Origin of the sequence: Brucella lupini, from assembly GCF_002252535.1 — a bacterium.
Lineage (GTDB): Bacteria > Pseudomonadota > Alphaproteobacteria > Rhizobiales > Rhizobiaceae > Brucella > Brucella anthropi.
Map to the genome: position 1 here is coordinate 122,962 of NZ_NNRN01000037.1, position 18,162 is coordinate 141,123.

Here is an 18,162-nt window from a genome sequence, read left to right on the forward strand (position 1 = left end):
CGGTTCAAAAAACCGCGCCTTTTCCTTTCCTGAAATGAAATGCACCCCATGCTCACAACGCTGATTGTCGTCCTTCCCGTTTTTGCGCTGATTTTCTCCGGCTGGGGTGCCTTCAAGCTGAAAATACTCGGGCCTCATGCGATAGCGGAGCTGAACCGTTTCGTCGTCTATCTGGCGCTGCCCGCCCTTCTCTTCGACATCATGGCCAATACGCATGGCAGCGAACTCTGGCAGCCGGGCTTCATCGCAGTGTTTCTGCTTTCGAGCGCCATTGCTTTCGCATTGCCCTTTCTGGTGCGACTGCGTGGAAAGCTGCCTCTGGCGGATACCGCGCTTGACGGGCTGAACGCCGCCTACCCGAATACCGGCTATATGGGCATTCCGCTTTCGATGATCGCCTTCGGGTCAGGCGTTTTGGCAGCAACCACCATTTCGATCATCATCACCGTCTGCGTCACGTTTGCTTTTGCGATCGTGCTGATCGAAATCGGCCTGCAGACAGAGAAGAAGCCGCTTCATCTCATCTGGAAAGTCATGCGGTCCCTGATCCGCAATCCACTGCTTGTCGCTCCGGCGCTCGGCGCGTTGGTGTCCTTTCTGGGACTCACCATCCCTGCCCCGGCCGAAACCTTCCTGAAGATGCTCGGTGGTGCCGCATCCCCTTGTGCACTGGTGGCGCTTGGCCTGTTCCTCGCCCAGCCGCGCAAGATCGAACGCGAAAGCGTCAATGCCATCGCTTTTCTTGTTTCGGTCAAGCTCATCGTCCAGCCGCTCGCAACCTGGCTGCTGGCGGTCTATGTATTCGGACTACCTCCCCTGCTCGCGCAAAGCGCTGCCCTTCTTGCAGCACTTCCGACCGGCACAGGCCCCTTCATGCTGGCTGAGCACTATCGTCGCGAGGCGGCGATAACCTCCAACGTCATCCTCTATTCGACAGTGATATCTATCCTCACCTTGTCGGCATATTTGGCGCTAATTCGCTAAAACGCGCAAAAAACACCGCCAAAAGCCGGTGGCAACTACGGCGAAAACAGTACCAAACGTGGCAGTTCGGTGTCTTTTTCATGAAATGTGAACAAATTTTTCTAGTCAAATATTTCAATAGTTTAGGTGGTAAACGATAGGTTTATTTCTCTATCACGCCAGATTGCAGCACGAAATCTTCTTTTGTTCGAGGCGTTTTGCGCTTAGATTCCAGCTTCCTACCAGCGCGCGTCCGGTCACCCGGGCGCATATGAAGGAGACAGACCAATGGGACTTACGCGATCTTTGAATGTCCTCATGATCTGTGCGGCATTTGCATTTGTTGCAGCGTTGATAGCAGGCGTCATCCCTTAGGGGAATTAGCCTAAACCATTACGGCGGCTTCGGTTTTGAGGATAGGCCGACCCGCACGAAAACAAGAAAGCCCGGCGTCACTGCCGGGCTTTCTTTTATTTCAAGCAATCTCTAAAGCTGCTTCCGTCTTTGGCCTTATGCCGATCATGTGACAGATCGCAAAGGGCAGATCGGCGCGATTCATCGTGTAGAAATGGAAATCCTGCACGCCGCGTTCGATCAGATCCATCACCTGCTCGGCGGCGATTGCGGCCGCTACAAGCTGATGCGTCTGCGGATCATTGTCCAGTCCTTCGAAACGCTCCGCCAGCCAGCTTGGAATATGCGTTGCCGACCGCGCGCAGAAGTTTTTGACCTGCTTGAAATTATGCACCGGCAGGACACCTGGAACGATCGGGATATAGATACCAGCACGGCGAACACGCTCGACATAACGCTCGTAAAGGTCGTTCTCGAAGAAGAACTGGGTGATGGCGCGCGTCGCACCATTATCGACCTTGCGCTTCAGCATATCGATATCGGTGGCAAAATCCGGGCTTTCCGGATGCTTTTCCGGATAGGCGGAAACCGAAATGTCGAAATCAGCGATATTGCGCAAACCGGAGACCAGCTCGGCACCATTCTGATAACCACCCGGCGTCGGCACATATTTCTCACCAATACCCGCTGCCGGATCGCCGCGCAGCGCCACGAAGCGGTTGACGCCGAGAGCCGCGAATTCACGCACGACACGATCGACTTCCTCGCGTGTCGCATCCACGCAAGTCAGGTGCGCCGCTGGTTTGACATCGGTTTCCTTAAGGATACGCGCCACGGTACGCGCTGTGCGTTCACGCGTAGAACCGCCAGCACCATAAGTCACAGAGACGAATTCGGGCTGTAGCGGAGCGAGCCGGGTCACCGTATCCCAGAGACGCTGTTCCATTTCCTCCGACTTGGGCGGGAAGAATTCGAACGATACCCGGGTGGTCTGGCCAACATCCGGTCGGCGGGAAAGACCGTAAAAACCCATCAAACTGTCTCCGTCATGCTCATTATCTGTTTTTGTCGCATTGCCTTTATCCCAAAACCGGTTCCCACTTTTGGGAGACATGCGAAGCCGGATCGGCAATGAGAAGGCGTGGGTCGCGGGCGAGCCACAGCTTCACCGTCAGCCCCTCTTCTCCATTGGCCGCCTTCGGCTCCAGTTCCAGTGTCTTTTCCGGCTCAAGACCGGCATCTCTCATCCAGCCCAGCATCTGCTCGTCGCTGAATCCAAGCCGCAAATGGGCGTGTTCCTCACGCAGGAATTCGAGCTTGTGCGGCGCAAAATCGACGATCAGCAACCGTCCGTTGGGGCGCAAAGCCCGCGCCGCTTCACGAATGGCCGCAAGCGGATCATCAAGGAAGTGCAGAACCTGATGAATAGTCACCAGATCGAAGCTCTCACGCTCCACAGGCAGCGCATAGACATCGCCTTGGCGAACCTGCGCATTGCCGATAGCTGCAAGATCAAGATTGGCGCGCGCCACAGACAGCATGTCACGATTGATGTCGATGCCGACACCACGAAGATAAAGCGGGGCAAAAAGCTCCAGCAACCGACCCGTGCCGGTGCCGACATCCAGCATCGCCTGAAACGGCTTGTCACCGATAACTTTCTTAAGCGCGACTTCAACCGCATTCTCGGAAACATGCAGCCTGCGAATCTGATCCCAGCTGCCGGCATTGGCGCTGAAATAGGCGGCCGCCTTTTCCTGACGGCTGGACTTCACTTGCGACAGGCGTTCCATGTCGCGCTCAACCAGCGCATCCGCCTTGTCGAGACGAGCCAAAAGCCCACGTGCAAGATCGCCACTGATCGCATTGTCGGCGAGACGGAAATAGGCCCACGCGCCTTCCTGATAGCGATCGATAAGATCGGCTTCTCCAAGCAGCTTCAGATGGCGCGAAACCCGCGGCTGGGATTGCCCCAATATCGTCGTCAGGTCGGAGACGGTGAGATCACCGCGCGAAAGAAGCGCCAAAATACGCAAGCGGCTTGGCTCAGCCACCGCCTTCAGCACATCTACCATCAGATCGAGTTGCAGTTGCAAACCGGTCATGCCTTCCGCTCTTGATTGATCCATCACCTCATTTACGGCCCATCGCGGCAATCCGTAAAGATATAAAGATATGTTTATATGGAAAGTAATTCCTGCGCAAGCGATTTTCGTGGCACAATGAAGCAGACGAAGGATTCGCCTCAATAACTGACTGTAAGGATAAGCCATGCGTGCAGGCACAATGCGCCAGAAGGCAATCGCCAAATCGCTGACGCTCCTGCTTCCGGCAGTACCCTATTCGGATTCAGAACCGATCCGCGCTGCGGCGCTCAGCCCCCATATGAAGACGCTGCCGCCGTCTACTGCCGTGTGGCTGGCGACGGTCGCGCATGTGCGCCACACGCATACTGATTACGATGCACTGCGGGATGATGGATATGACAAGGATTCAGCGCGTTTCTTCGTGCTGGATGCGATCAACACCAAGCTGACCGAATGGCGCGCCACGCGCCTTCTGTCGCCCGAAGACGACGAAGCCGTGGAGATGTGAAAACGCCGCCCCCAGGCGGCGTTTGATACGCGATAGAACACCGGCTACTCGGTGCCGTGGCCTTGCAGATATCCATGTTCACGCGGGTTCGGCATCACAAGGCTGACGACGAAGACAATCACCATCATCGCGGTCACATACCAGAAGAAGCCGCTTTCCATGCCCTGCTGCTTGAACCAGAGCGCCACATATTCAGCCGTGCCGCCAAAGATCGCATTGGCGATGGCGTAGGAAAATCCGACGCCCAGCGCCCGCACTTCCGCCGGAAACAATTCCGCTTTCACGATGCCGCTGATGGAGGTGTACATGCTGACAACCGCCAGAGCGATCACGATATAGATGAATGCCCAGGTCGAGCTCTGCACCGAACCGATCAGCGTCATGAGCGGGATTGTTGTTAGGATTGAAATGCCGCCAAAGCCGATCATCATCGTCTTGCGGCCGATCCTGTCGGACAACGCGCCGAAAAGCGGCTGCATCAACATATAGGCCAACAGCACGAAGGTCATGGTTTCGCTGGCCGTTTCCTTGCTCATGCCAGCCGTGTTGACCAGATATTTCTGCATATAGGTGGTGAAGGTATAGAAGGCGAGCGAACCGCCAGCCGTGAAGCCGACGACGACAAGGAAGGCCTTGCGATGGTTCTTCCAGATATTGGCGAAGCTGCCCGCCGCCTTGTTGTTGCGGGTTTCTTCCGTCGAGGTCTCGTGAAGGGTCCGCCGCAGAAAAAGCGCGACGATGGCTGCAACACCGCCAATGGCGAATGGAATGCGCCAGCCCCAGGCATGAAGCTCGTCCGATGTCAGGAAGAACTGCAGGACCACGATCACAAGAACAGCGAGCAACTGCCCGCCAATCAGCGTGACATACTGGAACGAGGAGAAGAAGCCACGGCGCCCGGCCAGCGCCACCTCACTCATATAGGTAGCGGTAGTGCCGTATTCGCCGCCCACGGAAAGGCCCTGCAAGAGGCGCACGATCAAGAGCAGGAATGGCGCCAGAACACCTATCGTTTCATAGGTCGGCAAAATGGCGATGGCGAATGAGCCAAGGCACATCATCGTAACCGAAATCAGCATGGATGTGCGCCGACCAAGCTTGTCGGCAATACGACCAAACAGCCAGCCACCGATGGGGCGCATGAGGAAGCCAGCCGCAAAAATCGCAGCCGCATTCAGCAACTGGCTGGTCTGGTCCTCCGCAGGGAAAAACTGCGATGCGAAATAAAGCGCACCGAAGGAATAGACGTAAAAATCGTACCACTCCACCAGATTACCCGATGCGCTGGCCACGATGGCAAAGACGCGGCGGCGCGTGTCATGGGCATCATGTGCCGCTTCGACCTCGCCATTGGCGTCAGCATGCATTTCTGCATTGTTCATTCTGAAAACTCCCGATAGCAGGCGGTTCTCAAACAGCCTGCAAGCCGCCGACCCCAAGCAGGGATTACCGAAATCGGCGATTGTTTCACTTCGTAAACATAAAACTACGATCCACATTCAACCCGAAAGCAGGCTCGTATTTGAAATGTCCTCCCGGTCGAAATCACGCTGCTTGGATCTATTGCGAAGACGCAAAGACGCCTGAAACAGTCCTTGAACCGGCGGCCTCGGCGTTCATTCCCATTGAAAAATAAAAACGGAGCAAGAGCATCGAAACCGGCCTCCTGAACGAAATCGCAACGGGGATGGCGCGCATCGCGGCGTTACGATCATGACGGCTCATATTTAGAGCGGTTTCAGGACGCGGCCAGACCATAGGAACAAAATCGTTTGCATGCAATCTATTCCAATATTAGAAATTGCTCAAATGAACGATTGACGTTGCCGAGCGATGAGCTGCCAATATAAGATATTGAAATAATTGTATTTTCCTACACGGGCAATCGATCAATTCCCCGTGTAGAGCGATCTTCGGGCAACTATCTCTTCTGAACAACCAAGAAAATACGCGGAAAACGCAGCAGGACTTTCCCGTCTACTGCCACCGGATAATGCGGCGCAATCCTCGCCTTGTAAGCCTTCAGATAGTCGGCCTGCTCCCGTTCATCGAGCGGATCGAGAAACGGTCGCAATCCGGTCGCCTTTACCCATTCCACAATCGCATCAACGCCATCCAGCGGATGGTTATAGACCGTGTGCCATATATCGAGCCGGGCGGCCTGACCGGCGAGCGCATTATAATATTCCATCACCGGGGGCAGAGGTCCCCTGCCCTTGGTGCCGATCTTGGCAGCAAAGGCTTCTGTTTTGGCAACATCACGCATACCGACATGGGTCTGCTCGCCCATATTGTCAGGCATCTGGACGGCCAGCACCGCGCCGGGACGAAGCAGCGACAAGAGGCGTTTCATCTGCTCGATGTGATCCGGCAGCCACTGGAAAACGGCATTGGAGAAGAGGACATCGGTTTCCGCATCCGGCTCGTAGCTCGCCACATCGCCGATGGTGAAATCCACCTTCGGCAGGCGGACCTTGGCCTTCTCGATCATGTCTGGCGATGTATCGAAGCCGGAAACATCAGCTTCCGGCCAACGCTCAACCAGAAGCTCCGTCGAGTTACCCGGTCCACAGCCGATATCGACAACCTTGCGCGGCTTATCGACCGGTATCTGGGCCAGAAGATCACGTGCCGGGCGGCTGCGTTCGTCTTCAAACTTCAGATATTGCTTTGCAGACCAATCTTTCATCATGTTTCCCTTCATCAAATAAAAAGGCCGGTGCAATGCACCGGCCTTAACTTTAAAGCGCCAAAGGTTCGTTGAGGTTCTGGCTATGGCGAGACGAAAATGGTGAGGTTCGAGAACCGGAGCGGAGCGTACTTTGCGTACGTGAGCACCGGAAGCGCAGAACCACACCATTTGCAGACCGCCAGAGCCTGAACATCTCGAACCTTACCGTGTGAGCGGCTTGTAGGTCACCCGTTTCGGGTTGACGCTATCCGGTCCAAGACGACGGATCTTGTCAGCTTCATAGTCCTCGAAGTTGCCTTCGAACCATTCGACATGGCTGTCGCCTTCGAATGCGAGGATATGTGTTGCCAGACGGTCGAGGAACATACGATCGTGGCTGATGATAACGGCGCAGCCAGCGAAGTTTTCCAGCGCATCTTCAAGCGCGCCGAGCGTTTCCGTATCGAGATCGTTGGTCGGTTCGTCGAGCAGCAGGACATTGCCGCCGGACTTCAGCATCTTGGCAAGGTGAACGCGATTGCGCTGGCCGCCGGAAAGATTGCCGACCTTCTGCTGCTGGTCGCCGCCCTTGAAGTTGAACGCACCGCAATAGGCTCGGGAGTTCATTTCAAACTTGCCGAGCTTGATGACGTCATTGCCGCCGGAAATCTCTTCCCAGACGGTCTTGTTGGCATCGAGCGCGTCGCGGCTCTGGTCCACATAGGAAAGATGAACCGTATCGCCAATACGAACCGAACCGTTATCCGGCTGTTCCTGCTCCGTCAGCATCTTGAAGAGCGTCGATTTACCGGCGCCGTTCGGGCCGATCACACCGACAATGCCGCCTGCTGGCAGCTTGAAGCTCAGATCGTCAATCAGGAGACGGTCGCCATAGCCCTTCGACAGACCCTCGACCTCGATGACCACCTGACCGAGTCGCTCGCCGACCGGGATAATGATCTGCGCATCGCCAGGGCGACGCTCTTCCGCGCTCTTGACCAGTTCGTCATAGGCCTTGATACGCGCCTTGGACTTGGCCTGACGGGCCTTCGGGCTTGCAGAAATCCACTCGCGTTCACGCGACAGCGCCTTTTCACGGGCAGCCTCTTCGCGGCCTTCCTGCTGCATGCGCTTGGCCTTGGCTTCCAGATAGGCGGAATAATTGCCTTCATAAGGAATGCCGCGACCACGGTCGAGCTCGAGAATCCAACCAGTCACATTGTCGAGGAAGTAGCGATCGTGGGTGATGATCAGCACTGAACCCGGATATTCACGCAGGTGCTTTTCAAGCCATGCAGTCGTTTCGGCGTCCAAATGGTTGGTCGGTTCGTCGAGAAGCAGCAGATCAGGCTTCGAAAGCAGAAGCTTGCAAAGTGCCACACGGCGCTTTTCACCGCCCGATAGTTTGGTCACGTCGGCGTCGCCCGGAGGGCAACGCAGCGCTTCCATGGCCATTTCAACCTGGCTTTCGAGATCCCAGAGGTTCTGGCTGTCGATGATGTCCTGAAGCTTCGCGCCTTCATCCGCAGTTTCGTCGGAATAGTTCATCATCAGTTCGTTGTAACGGTCGATGATCGCCTTCTTGGCGGCCACACCTTCCATCACATTACCGAGCACGTCCTTGGAAGGATCGAGTTCCGGTTCCTGGGCAAGATAACCGCAGGTCGCGCCATCGGCCAGCCAGGCCTCGCCGGTATATTCCTTGTCGAGACCGGCCATGATCTTGAGGATGGTCGACTTACCGGCGCCGTTCGGGCCGAGAATGCCGATCTTCGCGTCGGGATAGAAGGAGAGATGGATATTCTCCAGAATCTTCTTGTTGCCATAGGCCTTATTGAGGCCGGACATGTGATAAATGAACTGGCGTGCCATAAAGCGCGTCGTCTCCGCAGGTTGAGAAGCGCGATCGGTCTTAACATTGCCGAACCGCGCGGAAATTGCTGACGCGTATGTAGGCCAAATATGCCCCGGACGCAAACGGCAACCCACGAAACGGAAGCAGCCGGAACCGCAAATCAAACTCTGATGAAAACCATAAATAATGAAACCGGGCGCGGATATTTCCGTCACCCGGTTTCCCCTCTGGCCACCGTCCGCGAAAGTTTCCTCCCTTTCATCGGACGGCCTGCAAGTTATGACGTGGAATCCCGTTTAAAACGCCCCTGATTGCCCTTCAAAAACCCCGTCTGCAAAGCTAGATTTGCCCAAGCTTTTGCGCTTTTCAAGCGGAATCTGCACAAAAAACGCAATTGCCTAAAATTCATTCACACTCCGTTCCAGTGCCTGTTTAAGCGACGCCGCAACGGAGGAGATTGACTATTTGCACGGCATAAAATCAGATGGCGAAATGACATTCAAAACCATTCATCATCTGCCGGTTTCAGACAAATCAGAACTCCCGTTCCGCACCGTCCGCGCCGGGACACCGCGAGCCGTTGTCCAGATATGCCACGGCCTTGCCGAACATTCCGCACGCTATGAACGCTTCGCGTCCGCCTTGGTCGCAGCAGGCTACCACGTCTATATCCACGACCATCGCGGCCACGGCGCCAATATCGGTGCTCATGCGCCAAGGGGAATGTTCGCACAAAAGCAGGGCCATCTTGTGGCTATCGAGGACGTGTGCGCGCTTAACCGGCATATTCACGAGAACCATCCGGGCCTTCCGGTCGTGCTTTTCGGACATTCCATGGGCGGGCTGATCACGCTGAACTATGTGCTGGACTACGCTGACACAGTCGATGCCGCCGCGATCTGGAATGCCAATGTCGATGGTGGCGCGGAAAGCGCTGCAGCGCTCGCACTTCTTTATATGGAGCGCATGCTGAAAGGCTCAGATGTTCCGAGCACCATTCTGCCAAAGATGACTTTCCGCGCCTGGGGTCGATCCATAAAGGGCCACCGCACGCTATTCGACTGGCTCTCGCACGACCCGGCAGAGGTCGACGCCTATGTCGCAGATCCGCTTTGCGGCTTCGATGCCAGCGTGGCGTTATGGATCGACATTTTCCGCTTGATCCGCCGTGGCGCCGACGACCGGAACTTTTCCAATATCCCGCGAAACATGCCCTTCAATCTTGTTGGTGGGGCCGAAGACCCTGCAACGGTGAACGGTGCCGCAGTGCGCAGGCTGGCAGAAAGGATGCGGAAAATGGGTTTCGAGCGTGTCAATTGCACGATCCTGCCCGCCACCCGCCATGAGAGCCTCAATGAAATCAACCGGGATGAGGTGACACAGAATTTTCTGGATTGGCTGGCGGAGGCTCTTCCGTATCCGGCAATGTCCGGCTAAAAAACGGCAGTCAACCGATCAATAGAGCTATTATCCGGGCCAGAACTCACGTTTACTTGAACCGTCTTGGCTTTGCCATCCAATCAATGCTATGGAGCGCGCCTTGCGCGTTATCGGGTTTCCGGGCAGGAAAGCCGAGCTTAAGCAGATAGCGCGAGGAATAAAGGAACACTCCGCTTGGACACACCGACGATTTCTGTGGTTATCCCCTGCCGCAACGAAGCCGACAATCTTGCCTTTTTGCTGGATGAAGTCGATGCCGCCATGCAGGGCCGCGCATACGAAGTCATCGTCGTCGACGACGGTTCGACGGACTCGACCAGCGATGTACTCGCGGGCCGCATTCATGCCGGCAAGCCACTCCGCCATCTGCGCCATGACCGGTCGTCAGGCCAGAGCGCTGCTGTGCGTTCCGGTGTTTTCGCGGCACGCGGCAAGATCGTCGTGACTATGGATGGCGACGGACAGAACAACCCCGCCTATCTCCCGGTTCTGGCAGATGCACTGTTAAAGGCCGGGCCTGATTACGGCATTGCAGCCGGACAGCGCCTCAAGCGCACGGATACGAAACTCAAGCAGCTTTCGTCTCGCTTTGCTAACAATCTGCGCGGCGCGATCCTCAAGGACAAGACCCGCGATTCCGGCTGCGGCCTGAAAGCGCTGCACACTGACCTGTTCCGGCAACTGCCTTTCTTTGACGGATGGCATCGCTATCTGCCTGCTTTGGCAATCCGCGAAGGTTTCGACGTCGTGCATGTCGATGTTGTCGACCGCGAACGCCGCCACGGCAAATCCAATTACGGCATTCTGGACCGTGGAGTGCGCGGCATTCTGGACCTTTATGGCGTCTGGTGGCTGCGGAAGCGCCGCAAGGTCGTTCCGCGTGTGAGAGAGATCACCCATGACTGATATTTTCAACAGCCTGTCACAGTGGCTGCACGAGGTTTTCGTGGCCCAGTGGGATGGCTGGATCGTGCTGGGCTTCGTCGCCCAGGCCTGTTTCACCATGCGCTTCGTTGTGCAGTGGTTGGCTTCCGAAAAGGCAAAACGCAGCGTCATGCCGGTTGCCTTCTGGTTCTTCTCACTCTTCGGTGGCACTTTGCTGCTGATCTATGCGATCCAGCGTAAAGACCCGGTCTTCATCGCTGGCCAAGGACTTGGCCTCATCGTCTATGTTCGCAATCTCTGGCTCATCGCCAATGAGAAGAAGCGGCTGACAGCCGGGGAGTAAACTCCCCGGTCGTTTCCAGAGCATTTCTGGACGCAAAACCGGTTTCCACTTTTGCTGGAAATGCTCTAGTGGATTGAATTTGACGTTTGATACCCGTCCGATATAAATCCCGTTTCAAACGTCAAATTCGAAAAATCCACTAGATTCATAAAGTTACTAGTGGTTTTTTTGATTCCGACATTTGCTCGGCGCTCATATCCGAGGGATGCAAATGTCGGAATCAGACCACCAGTCAGGCCCGAAGCGTCCGCCCAACCGAACGATAATCTAGCCCGGTGCCTGCAATATCTTCTGCCTTGTAGACATTGCGCAGATCAATCAGCACATTTCCGGCCATGACATTGGCCACTCGCTTAAGATCCAGCGCACGATAAGCGTTCCATTCGGTCAGCAGGGCAACGACGCCTGCGCCCTTCGCCGCTTCGTAAGCTGAATTGCACCAGACAACATCAGGAAGCACCGCCCTGGCAGCGTCCATGGCCTCAGGGTCATGCGCCTGAACCTTGATCCCGGCTTTCTGAATGGCCGCGATAATGTCGAGCGCAGGAGACTCGCGAATATCATCAGTGTTCGGCTTGAAGGCGACGCCCAGGACAGCAACCGTGTCTGCACCGTTTTCCTTGGCCGCAGTCACGATCCGTTCGGCCATCGACTGTTTGCGCGTCTCATTGACCGCAATGACCTGTTCGATCAGCGATTGCGGCGCATCATATTTCTTGCCCGTCGCAGCAAAGGCCCGCGTATCCTTCGGGAAGCACGATCCGCCGAAGCCCGGACCGGCATGCAGGAATTTCGAGCCGATGCGATTGTCCATACCGATGGCGCGCGCGACTTCCTGCACATTGCCGCCGGTCTTCTCACAAAGGTCCGCAACCTCGTTGATGAACGTCACCTTCATGGCCAGAAAAGCATTGGCCGCATATTTGATGATTTCCGCATTTTCCAGCGACGTGACGACCATCGGCGTTTCACGCAGGTAAAGCGGACGATAGAGGCGCTGCATCGCGGCCCTGCCGCGCTCGTCTTCCACCCCAACAACAACACGGTCGGGTCGCATGAAATCTTCTATTGCCGAGCCTTCCCGCAAGAATTCCGGATTGGACACCATCGAGAACGACACAGCCGGACTGGCAGCCTTGATACGGTCGCGTATGCGCGCATTGGTGCCAACCACGACCGTCGACTTGATGACGACCACGGCGCCCGGCTTCATGGCGGCGGCGATTTCATCCGCAGCTGCTTCGATATATTGCAGGTCCGCCTCGCCATCACCACGACGGGATGGCGTGCCAACAGCGATGAAGATGACGTCGGCATCGGCGATACTTGCCGGAAGATCGGTGCTGAACTCCAGCCGACCATCGCGAATATTGCGGGTCATCAACTCATCAAGCCCTGGCTCGAAGATGGTGACTTTCCCGGCCTTTAGCCGCTCGATGATCGACGGGTTTTTGTCGACGCAGGTAACGTGAAAACCAAATTCGGCAAAACACACACCTGAAACCAGACCCACATAGCCCGTTCCGATCATCGCCAGCTTCATATGTTCAGTCCTTCAGTTTGGCTTCGCGTGAGATTCCGGCCCCGGTTTGCCGGAAATGGCAGCGTTAGAGAACCGGAGCATCGTTCACTTAAAGTTACATGCAGACCGGAAACGTCAAACAACGCCATTTGCAGGCGGCTAGAACCGAAATATCGGTAGGCTCACAGCCATTTGTCGTAGTCGGATACCAGAAGATGCAGCGGCTTCTCGTTTTCATCGATATTCGAAAAACGGCCAATCGGCTCGCGGAAAATATTGTCGGTCAGGTCGTCGTTGACGGTCGAAACCTCGCCGATCAGCACATCGCCGCCTTCCCCCCAGAAAGCATGCCAATTGCCCGGCAGCAGCGTCACACTTTCGCCCGGCTGCAGCTTCAGATGAGCACCAGCCTTCTGCGTCACAAGGCGTCCGTCGGTGGCAACAGTCACGTCGGTTTGCTCATCCACACTGCCATCCGGCAGCGAGTTGAACAGTTCCAGCACCAGCGTGCCCCCACCACGATTGATGATGTCTTCGGCCTTCACCACATGCCGGTGCATCGGAGAAAGCTGGTTCTTGCGCGAGATCATGATCTTTTCGGCATAAAGCATGCCACCGCCGCGCTTGAGGTCTTCTGCGTTGCCGTTACGCGTGGTGAAGAGGAACAGGCCAAGATCGGCGAACTTGCCCTGCCCGTAGTCCGTAATATCCCAACCAAGGCGCGCATCGCGAATGGCATGCGCATCCGAAGAGGTCCGCGCCTTCAATTCCTCGGGCGACCAATATGCGAAAGGCGGCATGACATAGCCGAAAGAGCGGATGAAAGCGTCGCTTTCGCGGATGATTTCGTTGATTTCAGAACGTTTCATGGCCACCGAGCCTCCCATGGAATGAAACAGATTGGGATGTGGTTGACGTGGTAACTGGCTTTTAAACCAATTTGCAATCCCGGAAACGCTCCGAAGGCGGATGTAACACATATTTGCGACGATCTGATCACGCCGCAAAAGCGACATTTTGGCGTGTCGTCTTTACGCGAAAACCATGTCGCATCCCAATGCGCGTTTAGAATAGTTCAGTGATTGAATCGGGATAACGGAAGCTAGTTCACAGACCTCGGGAGATGTGAGCAAGCCATTGAGATAACGGGACAAGCCGTGCTTCCGGAAGACAAAGGGAACACCGGATCGAGCCATAGTCGCTGGGAGAACAGCAGAAGGCAGATCCAAGATGGAAAGCAAGGGTTCGAGGCTATGGACGTTCGCAACGAAATGCTGGGGCTGTTGACCGGGCGCGACCCCAATTTCAGCCTGGAGCAGAAATTCTACACCGATCCAGAATATCACAAGCTGGATCTGGAGAACATTTTCTACAAGGACTGGCTGTTTGTCGGCCATGATTGCGAGCTGCCGAAGACCGGTTCCTATATGACCGTGCAAATCGGCGCTTATCCTGTTGTCATCGTTCGCGATGCGCAGGGCGGCATTCGTGCTTTCCACAATTCCTGTCGCCATCGTGGCTCGCGCATTTGCGCGGCTGAAAAGGGAACCGCCGCAAAGCTCGTCTGCCCTTATCACCAGTGGACCTATGAACTGGACGGGCGTCTGCTTTTCGCGCGTCAGGTCGGCCCTGACTTCAAGCCTGCCGAATACGGCCTGAAGCCGGTTCATTGCGAAACCGTCGCCGGCTATATCTATGTCTGCGTCGCCGAGGAAGCGCCCGATTTCGGTGCATTCCGCAATCTGGTCGAGCCTTATCTCGCACCGCACAATATCAAGGATGCAAAGGTCGCCTTCGAAAGCTCGATCATCGAGAAGGGCAACTGGAAGCTCGTCTGGGAAAACAACCGCGAGTGCTATCACTGCGCCGCGAACCATCCAGAACTCTGCCGCACCTATCCGGAAGCTCCGTCGGCAACCGGCGTGCAGGGCGTGATGGAAGATCCGGAGATCAACCAGCTCTGGAAGAATTGCGCCAGCATCGGTCTGCCTGCAGAATTCAACATGTCCGAAGATGGGCGCTATCGCATCACCCGCATCCCACTTCTGCGCGACGCGGTGAGCTACACCATGTCTGGCAAGGCGGCTGTCAAGAAGCCTTTGAGCGATCAGGTAGCTGGTAACACGAATATCGGTGCAATGTTGATGTTCAACTATCCATCAACTTGGAACCACCTGATGGCAGATCATGCGATTTCCTTCCGCGTTCTGCCGATCAGCGCCGAGGAAACGCTTGTCACCACCAAATGGCTCGTCCACAAGGATGCCGTCGAAGGCGTGGACTATGATCTCGATGAACTGACCCATGTGTGGATCCAGACCAATGACCAGGACCGGCAGATCGTTGAAGAAAATGCGGTGGGCATTCGCTCGCCCGCTTATCAGCCGGGCCCTTACTCGGTTGAACATGAAGGCGGCGTGATGCAGTTCCTCGAATGGTACACCAACACCATTACGCCGCGCCTGCGTGGTGAAGCGGCAAAGCTCAGCCGCGTCGCCTGATTTTTGAAATGCAGTTGAAGAAGTGAGAAGGTCATGCAGCCTCTGAAATATCTGGACGAGATGCTGCCGTGGAACGACAGGTTGCAGATGCTGGAATGCATCTCGGCCATCGAAGAAGCGCCAGACGTCATGACCTTCTCCTTCAAGACCGCCGAGGACAACTGGTTCCGCTATACGCCGGGCCAGTTCGTTACTCTGGAACTGCCGATTGAACGGGCAGATGGCCTCGGCCCGGTGCTGCGGACCTATACGCTTTCCTCGACCCCTTCCCGCCCCTACCACGTCTCCGTCACCGTCAAGGCGCAGAAGGACAGCATCGGCACGCGCTGGATGCTCGACAATCTGCGTCCACCGATGAAGATAAAGGCTTACGGACCGAACGGCGATTTCTCACTCGCCAATCATCCGGGCGAAAAGTATCTTTTCGTCTCTGCCGGTTCCGGCATCACGCCGATGGTTTCCATGACGCGCTGGCTCTTCGACTGTGCCCCTGCGACCGACGTCGCGTTCATCAATTGCGCACGCACGCCGGACGACATCATTTTCCGCCGTGAACTGGAGCTGCTTGCCGGTCGCATGGAAGCAATGCATCTGGCCTTCATTGTCGAGCAATCATCGGCACGCCATGTCTGGCCGGGCTTGCATGGGCGAATAGACCGTGCCCGGCTTGAACTGCTGGCGCCTGATTTCCTGCATCGCAAGGTTTTCTGCTGTGGGCCGGAACCGTTCATGAACGGTGTGCGGGGCCTGCTGGAAGACGCCGGTTTCAACATGGCCAACTATCATCAGGAGAGTTTTAATCCGGCCAGCGAGATTTCGTCGGTTCCGGTGCCGTCCACGCTCTCCGAACCAGCGAGTACAGCGACAGCACCCATCGCCCCGGCCGTGGCAGCAGCCAGCGTCGTCTTCAGCCTTTCCGGCGTGGAAGTCGAATGTACGGAAAACGACACAATCCTGCTTGCCGCCCGTAGTGGCGGCCTCAAGATTCCGAGCGCCTGCGAGTTCGGAATCTGTGGCACCTGCAAGGTGAAGTGCCTCGGCGGAGAGACCGAGATGAACCACAATGGCGGCATTCGCGACGACGAAATTGCCGAGGGCTATATCCTCGCCTGCTGCAGCCGCCCACGCGGTCGCGTGGAGATCGATGCTTAGAGCGTATCCCGAAAAGTGCGAAGCGGTTTTTGGAATAAGATGCGCGCTCTGAAAATCAGGCTTTCTTCAGAAACTCGGTCCGCAGCACCAGTCCCTTGACCTGCTTGGTGCTGCAATCGACTTCGTCCGGGTTCCCGGTGAGGCGAATGCCCTTGACCAGTGTTCCCCGCTTCAATGTCGTGGAGGTTCCCTTGACCTTCAGGTCCTTGATCAAGGTAACGGAATCGCCGTCATTCAACTGAGTTCCATTGCTGTCGCGGACGATAACATCTGTCATGATGGTTTCCTGTCTGGTGTCTGATTTGAGCCGTCCGTAGCACTCTTGCCGATGTTATACCAGAACGCGGCTTATTGCTGGTCTCGTGAACCCTGTCTGGCTATAGTCGGTTACGGAATAAGCAAAGCGAGTATTCTATGATCGGTCATGCACTTGTGGTTGTCGACATCCAGAATGATTTCTGCCCCGGCGGTGCGCTAGCCGTCGATCGCGGTGACGAAATCATTCCCACCGTCAACCGGCTGATCGATGAAAGCGAACACGTGATCCTCACGCAGGACTGGCACCCGGCCAATCATTCAAGCTTCGCCTCGACTCATGCCCACGCCCAGCCTTTCGATACGATCGAGATGGCCTATGGCCTGCAGACGCTCTGGCCCGACCATTGCGTTCAGGGTCGTCATGGCGCAGATTTTCACGCCAACTTGCAGTGGACGCGGGCACAACTCGTCATTCGCAAAGGCTTTCGCATCGGCATAGACAGCTATTCTGCATTCTTCGAAAACGACCGCAGTACGCCGACCGGTCTTGGCGGGTATTTACGCGAACGTAACATTGGTTCGCTCACTCTGGCGGGACTGGCCACCGACTTCTGCGTCGCCTATTCGGCGCTCGACGCCATTGCAGAAGGCTTTCAGGTGCGCGTCCGTCTGGATGCGTGCCGCGGGATCAACCTTAATGGCTCAATGGACATCATGCTGCAGAAGATGAAACAGGCTGGTGTCGAGTTGATTGACGAGCCTGTTTCAGCATCACATTTACTCTAGTGGTCTGATTCCGACATTTGCGTCCCTCTGATACAGGCGCCGAGCAAATGTCGGAATCGCAAAGACCACTGGTAACTTCATGTATCTAGTGGATTTTTCGAATTTGGCGTTTGAAACAGCATCTCATGAAGTCGGGATTCAAACGTCAAATTCAATCCACCAGTTCGCCGTCCGGCAGCACGACGAAGATCAACACAGCGATGATGGTGATGAAGAACCGGAACGCGGATTCGATCCCGTTCCAGGTTTGCGACATCCACATGCCGAACCATTCGCCGCCAACCGACATGAAGCCGACCTGCCAGACCAGAAAACCGAGTGCAAGACCGGCAATGGCCCATTTCTTCGAACGGTTGAAGCTGACCGCCCGGTCAGTCAGACGACCGAGCATCGCAAACGCCCCGATCCAGCACAGGATCGCCGTCAGCGTCTCTGCCGCGATGATGAGAATATAGGCGGCATTGTGCAGCATCGGATTAGTGATGGCGCGATACTTGATCGTGGCATCGGGAAAGATGGTATCCATCATCAGGACGTGCTGCACGAATCCGAAATTCGTATCGTAATCGGTGATATTACCGAACGAAACCAGCGTTGCGAAAAAGGCTATCGCCGCCACGAAGGCGGTTTTGCTCAAACGTGTTACGATCATGGAAATCCCCTTCCCCGAATGAGCCGCAGCGCGCCGATCATGATCCCCTGAAAACGATCTGCAGCATGAAAGCGCGATGTCAGTCGCGTCCGGTGATGGTCCTCAACTCCGGCGATTCGGTCAAGGATCGGGTAGGAGGGCATTTTAGGCCCTCCTCCCACACCACCGTACGTACGGTTCCACCG

At 55.9% G+C, this 18,162-nt stretch carries 18 protein-coding genes; 8 read left to right on the forward strand and 10 right to left on the reverse strand.

The annotated features are described in order from the left end of the window. Positions 1-48: 48 nt before the first annotated feature. Entirely contained in the window at positions 49-984 is a 936-nt protein-coding gene (locus CES86_RS06190; protein WP_094513930.1) for an AEC family transporter, read from the forward strand. Positions 985-1,438: 454 nt separating this feature from the next. Here CES86_RS06190 and metF read toward each other — a convergent pair whose 3' ends face one another. After that, the gene (gene metF / locus CES86_RS06195; protein WP_094513932.1) at positions 1,439-2,350 is read right to left on the reverse strand and encodes a methylenetetrahydrofolate reductase [NAD(P)H]; all 912 of its coding nucleotides are present in this window, start codon (positions 2,348-2,350) and stop codon (positions 1,439-1,441) included. 46 nt (positions 2,351-2,396) lie between these two features. Beyond that, positions 2,397-3,422, reverse strand: coding sequence for an ArsR/SmtB family transcription factor (locus tag CES86_RS06200; protein WP_010659707.1), 1,026 nt, complete (start codon positions 3,420-3,422; stop codon positions 2,397-2,399). A 166-nt stretch (positions 3,423-3,588) separates the two neighbouring features. On the opposite strand from CES86_RS06200, the gene CES86_RS06205 reads away from it, so the two are divergent. Further along, positions 3,589-3,912, forward strand: coding sequence for a DUF2293 domain-containing protein (locus tag CES86_RS06205; RefSeq protein WP_010659706.1), 324 nt, complete (start codon positions 3,589-3,591; stop codon positions 3,910-3,912). Positions 3,913-3,956: 44 nt separating this feature from the next. Here CES86_RS06205 and CES86_RS06210 read toward each other — a convergent pair whose 3' ends face one another. From CES86_RS06210 to ettA, 3 genes are all read right to left on the reverse strand, one after another. Next, positions 3,957-5,294, reverse strand: coding sequence for an MFS family transporter (locus CES86_RS06210; protein WP_029376068.1), 1,338 nt, complete (start codon positions 5,292-5,294; stop codon positions 3,957-3,959). Positions 5,295-5,833: 539 nt separating this feature from the next. Next, on the reverse strand, positions 5,834-6,601 hold the full coding sequence (tam, locus tag CES86_RS06220) for a trans-aconitate 2-methyltransferase (RefSeq protein ID WP_094513937.1): 768 nt from the start codon (positions 6,599-6,601) through the stop codon (positions 5,834-5,836). Between the two features lie 204 nt (positions 6,602-6,805). Further along, complete coding sequence (gene ettA / locus CES86_RS06225) at positions 6,806-8,455, reverse strand: energy-dependent translational throttle protein EttA (RefSeq protein WP_012091727.1); 1,650 nt, start codon at positions 8,453-8,455, stop codon at positions 6,806-6,808. A 475-nt stretch (positions 8,456-8,930) separates the two neighbouring features. On the opposite strand from ettA, the gene CES86_RS06230 reads away from it, so the two are divergent. The 3 genes from CES86_RS06230 to CES86_RS06240 all read left to right on the forward strand — a co-directional run bounded on the left by CES86_RS06230 (position 8,931) and on the right by CES86_RS06240 (position 11,106). Beyond that, complete coding sequence (locus tag CES86_RS06230; protein WP_094513934.1) at positions 8,931-9,875, forward strand: alpha/beta fold hydrolase; 945 nt, start codon at positions 8,931-8,933, stop codon at positions 9,873-9,875. Between the two features lie 177 nt (positions 9,876-10,052). Further along, positions 10,053-10,784, forward strand: coding sequence for a glycosyltransferase family 2 protein (locus CES86_RS06235; RefSeq protein WP_010659700.1), 732 nt, complete (start codon positions 10,053-10,055; stop codon positions 10,782-10,784). Further along, positions 10,777-11,106, forward strand: a complete 330-nt coding sequence (locus tag CES86_RS06240) for a lipid-A-disaccharide synthase N-terminal domain-containing protein (RefSeq protein ID WP_012091725.1) — start codon at positions 10,777-10,779, stop codon at positions 11,104-11,106. The genes CES86_RS06235 and CES86_RS06240 overlap by 8 nt, the downstream gene beginning before the upstream one ends. 232 nt (positions 11,107-11,338) lie before the next feature. Here the strand turns inward: CES86_RS06240 and CES86_RS06245 are convergent, their stop codons facing one another. Next, entirely contained in the window at positions 11,339-12,649 is a 1,311-nt protein-coding gene (locus CES86_RS06245) for a UDP-glucose dehydrogenase family protein (RefSeq protein WP_012091724.1), read from the reverse strand. Between the two features lie 161 nt (positions 12,650-12,810). Then, positions 12,811-13,497, reverse strand: coding sequence for a D-lyxose/D-mannose family sugar isomerase (locus CES86_RS06250; protein WP_012091723.1), 687 nt, complete (start codon positions 13,495-13,497; stop codon positions 12,811-12,813). Positions 13,498-13,881: 384 nt separating this feature from the next. On the opposite strand from CES86_RS06250, the gene CES86_RS06255 reads away from it, so the two are divergent. Both CES86_RS06255 and CES86_RS06260 read left to right on the forward strand, forming a co-directional pair. Then, positions 13,882-15,129, forward strand: coding sequence for an aromatic ring-hydroxylating oxygenase subunit alpha (locus tag CES86_RS06255; RefSeq protein WP_012091722.1), 1,248 nt, complete (start codon positions 13,882-13,884; stop codon positions 15,127-15,129). A 33-nt stretch (positions 15,130-15,162) separates the two neighbouring features. Further along, complete coding sequence (locus CES86_RS06260) at positions 15,163-16,281, forward strand: hybrid-cluster NAD(P)-dependent oxidoreductase (protein ID WP_012091721.1); 1,119 nt, start codon at positions 15,163-15,165, stop codon at positions 16,279-16,281. Between the two features lie 55 nt (positions 16,282-16,336). On the opposite strand, the gene CES86_RS06265 is transcribed toward CES86_RS06260, so the two are convergent. Then, complete coding sequence (locus tag CES86_RS06265; protein ID WP_010659694.1) at positions 16,337-16,558, reverse strand: alkylphosphonate utilization protein; 222 nt, start codon at positions 16,556-16,558, stop codon at positions 16,337-16,339. Between the two features lie 137 nt (positions 16,559-16,695). Between CES86_RS06265 and pncA the strand changes: the two genes are divergently transcribed. Beyond that, a complete protein-coding gene (pncA, locus tag CES86_RS06270; protein WP_012091720.1) occupies positions 16,696-17,325 on the forward strand; it encodes a bifunctional nicotinamidase/pyrazinamidase in 630 nt (209 codons plus the stop codon). 151 nt (positions 17,326-17,476) lie between these two features. Here pncA and CES86_RS06275 read toward each other — a convergent pair whose 3' ends face one another. Both CES86_RS06275 and CES86_RS27685 read right to left on the reverse strand, forming a co-directional pair. Beyond that, positions 17,477-17,977, reverse strand: coding sequence for a DUF2165 family protein (locus CES86_RS06275; protein WP_010659692.1), 501 nt, complete (start codon positions 17,975-17,977; stop codon positions 17,477-17,479). Then, positions 17,974-18,162 (reverse strand): hypothetical protein (locus tag CES86_RS27685; protein WP_208617817.1); only part of this gene is annotated, 189 nt, incomplete at its 5' end. The genes CES86_RS06275 and CES86_RS27685, both read right to left, overlap by 4 nt.

What these genes read in the sequence shown, in the direction of transcription:
- CES86_RS06265 (WP_010659694.1), bottom strand. Translation starts at nt 16,558, where the DNA reads ATGACAGATGTTATCGTCCGCGACAGCAATGGAACTCAGTTGAATGAC.
- CES86_RS06230 (WP_094513934.1), top strand. Translation starts at nt 8,931, where the DNA reads ATGACATTCAAAACCATTCATCATCTGCCGGTTTCAGACAAATCAGAA.
- metF (WP_094513932.1), bottom strand. Translation starts at nt 2,350, where the DNA reads ATGGGTTTTTACGGTCTTTCCCGCCGACCGGATGTTGGCCAGACCACC.
- CES86_RS06190 (WP_094513930.1), top strand. Translation starts at nt 49, where the DNA reads ATGCTCACAACGCTGATTGTCGTCCTTCCCGTTTTTGCGCTGATTTTC.
- CES86_RS06255 (WP_012091722.1), top strand. Translation starts at nt 13,882, where the DNA reads ATGGACGTTCGCAACGAAATGCTGGGGCTGTTGACCGGGCGCGACCCC.
- ettA (WP_012091727.1), bottom strand. Translation starts at nt 8,455, where the DNA reads ATGGCACGCCAGTTCATTTATCACATGTCCGGCCTCAATAAGGCCTAT.
- CES86_RS06250 (WP_012091723.1), bottom strand. Translation starts at nt 13,497, where the DNA reads ATGAAACGTTCTGAAATCAACGAAATCATCCGCGAAAGCGACGCTTTC.
- CES86_RS06240 (WP_012091725.1), top strand. Translation starts at nt 10,777, where the DNA reads ATGACTGATATTTTCAACAGCCTGTCACAGTGGCTGCACGAGGTTTTC.
- CES86_RS06245 (WP_012091724.1), bottom strand. Translation starts at nt 12,649, where the DNA reads ATGAAGCTGGCGATGATCGGAACGGGCTATGTGGGTCTGGTTTCAGGT.
- CES86_RS06275 (WP_010659692.1), bottom strand. Translation starts at nt 17,977, where the DNA reads ATGATCGTAACACGTTTGAGCAAAACCGCCTTCGTGGCGGCGATAGCC.
- CES86_RS06210 (WP_029376068.1), bottom strand. Translation starts at nt 5,294, where the DNA reads ATGAACAATGCAGAAATGCATGCTGACGCCAATGGCGAGGTCGAAGCG.
- tam (WP_094513937.1), bottom strand. Translation starts at nt 6,601, where the DNA reads ATGAAAGATTGGTCTGCAAAGCAATATCTGAAGTTTGAAGACGAACGC.
- pncA (WP_012091720.1), top strand. Translation starts at nt 16,696, where the DNA reads ATGATCGGTCATGCACTTGTGGTTGTCGACATCCAGAATGATTTCTGC.
- CES86_RS06200 (WP_010659707.1), bottom strand. Translation starts at nt 3,422, where the DNA reads ATGACCGGTTTGCAACTGCAACTCGATCTGATGGTAGATGTGCTGAAG.
- CES86_RS06260 (WP_012091721.1), top strand. Translation starts at nt 15,163, where the DNA reads ATGCAGCCTCTGAAATATCTGGACGAGATGCTGCCGTGGAACGACAGG.
- CES86_RS06205 (WP_010659706.1), top strand. Translation starts at nt 3,589, where the DNA reads ATGCGTGCAGGCACAATGCGCCAGAAGGCAATCGCCAAATCGCTGACG.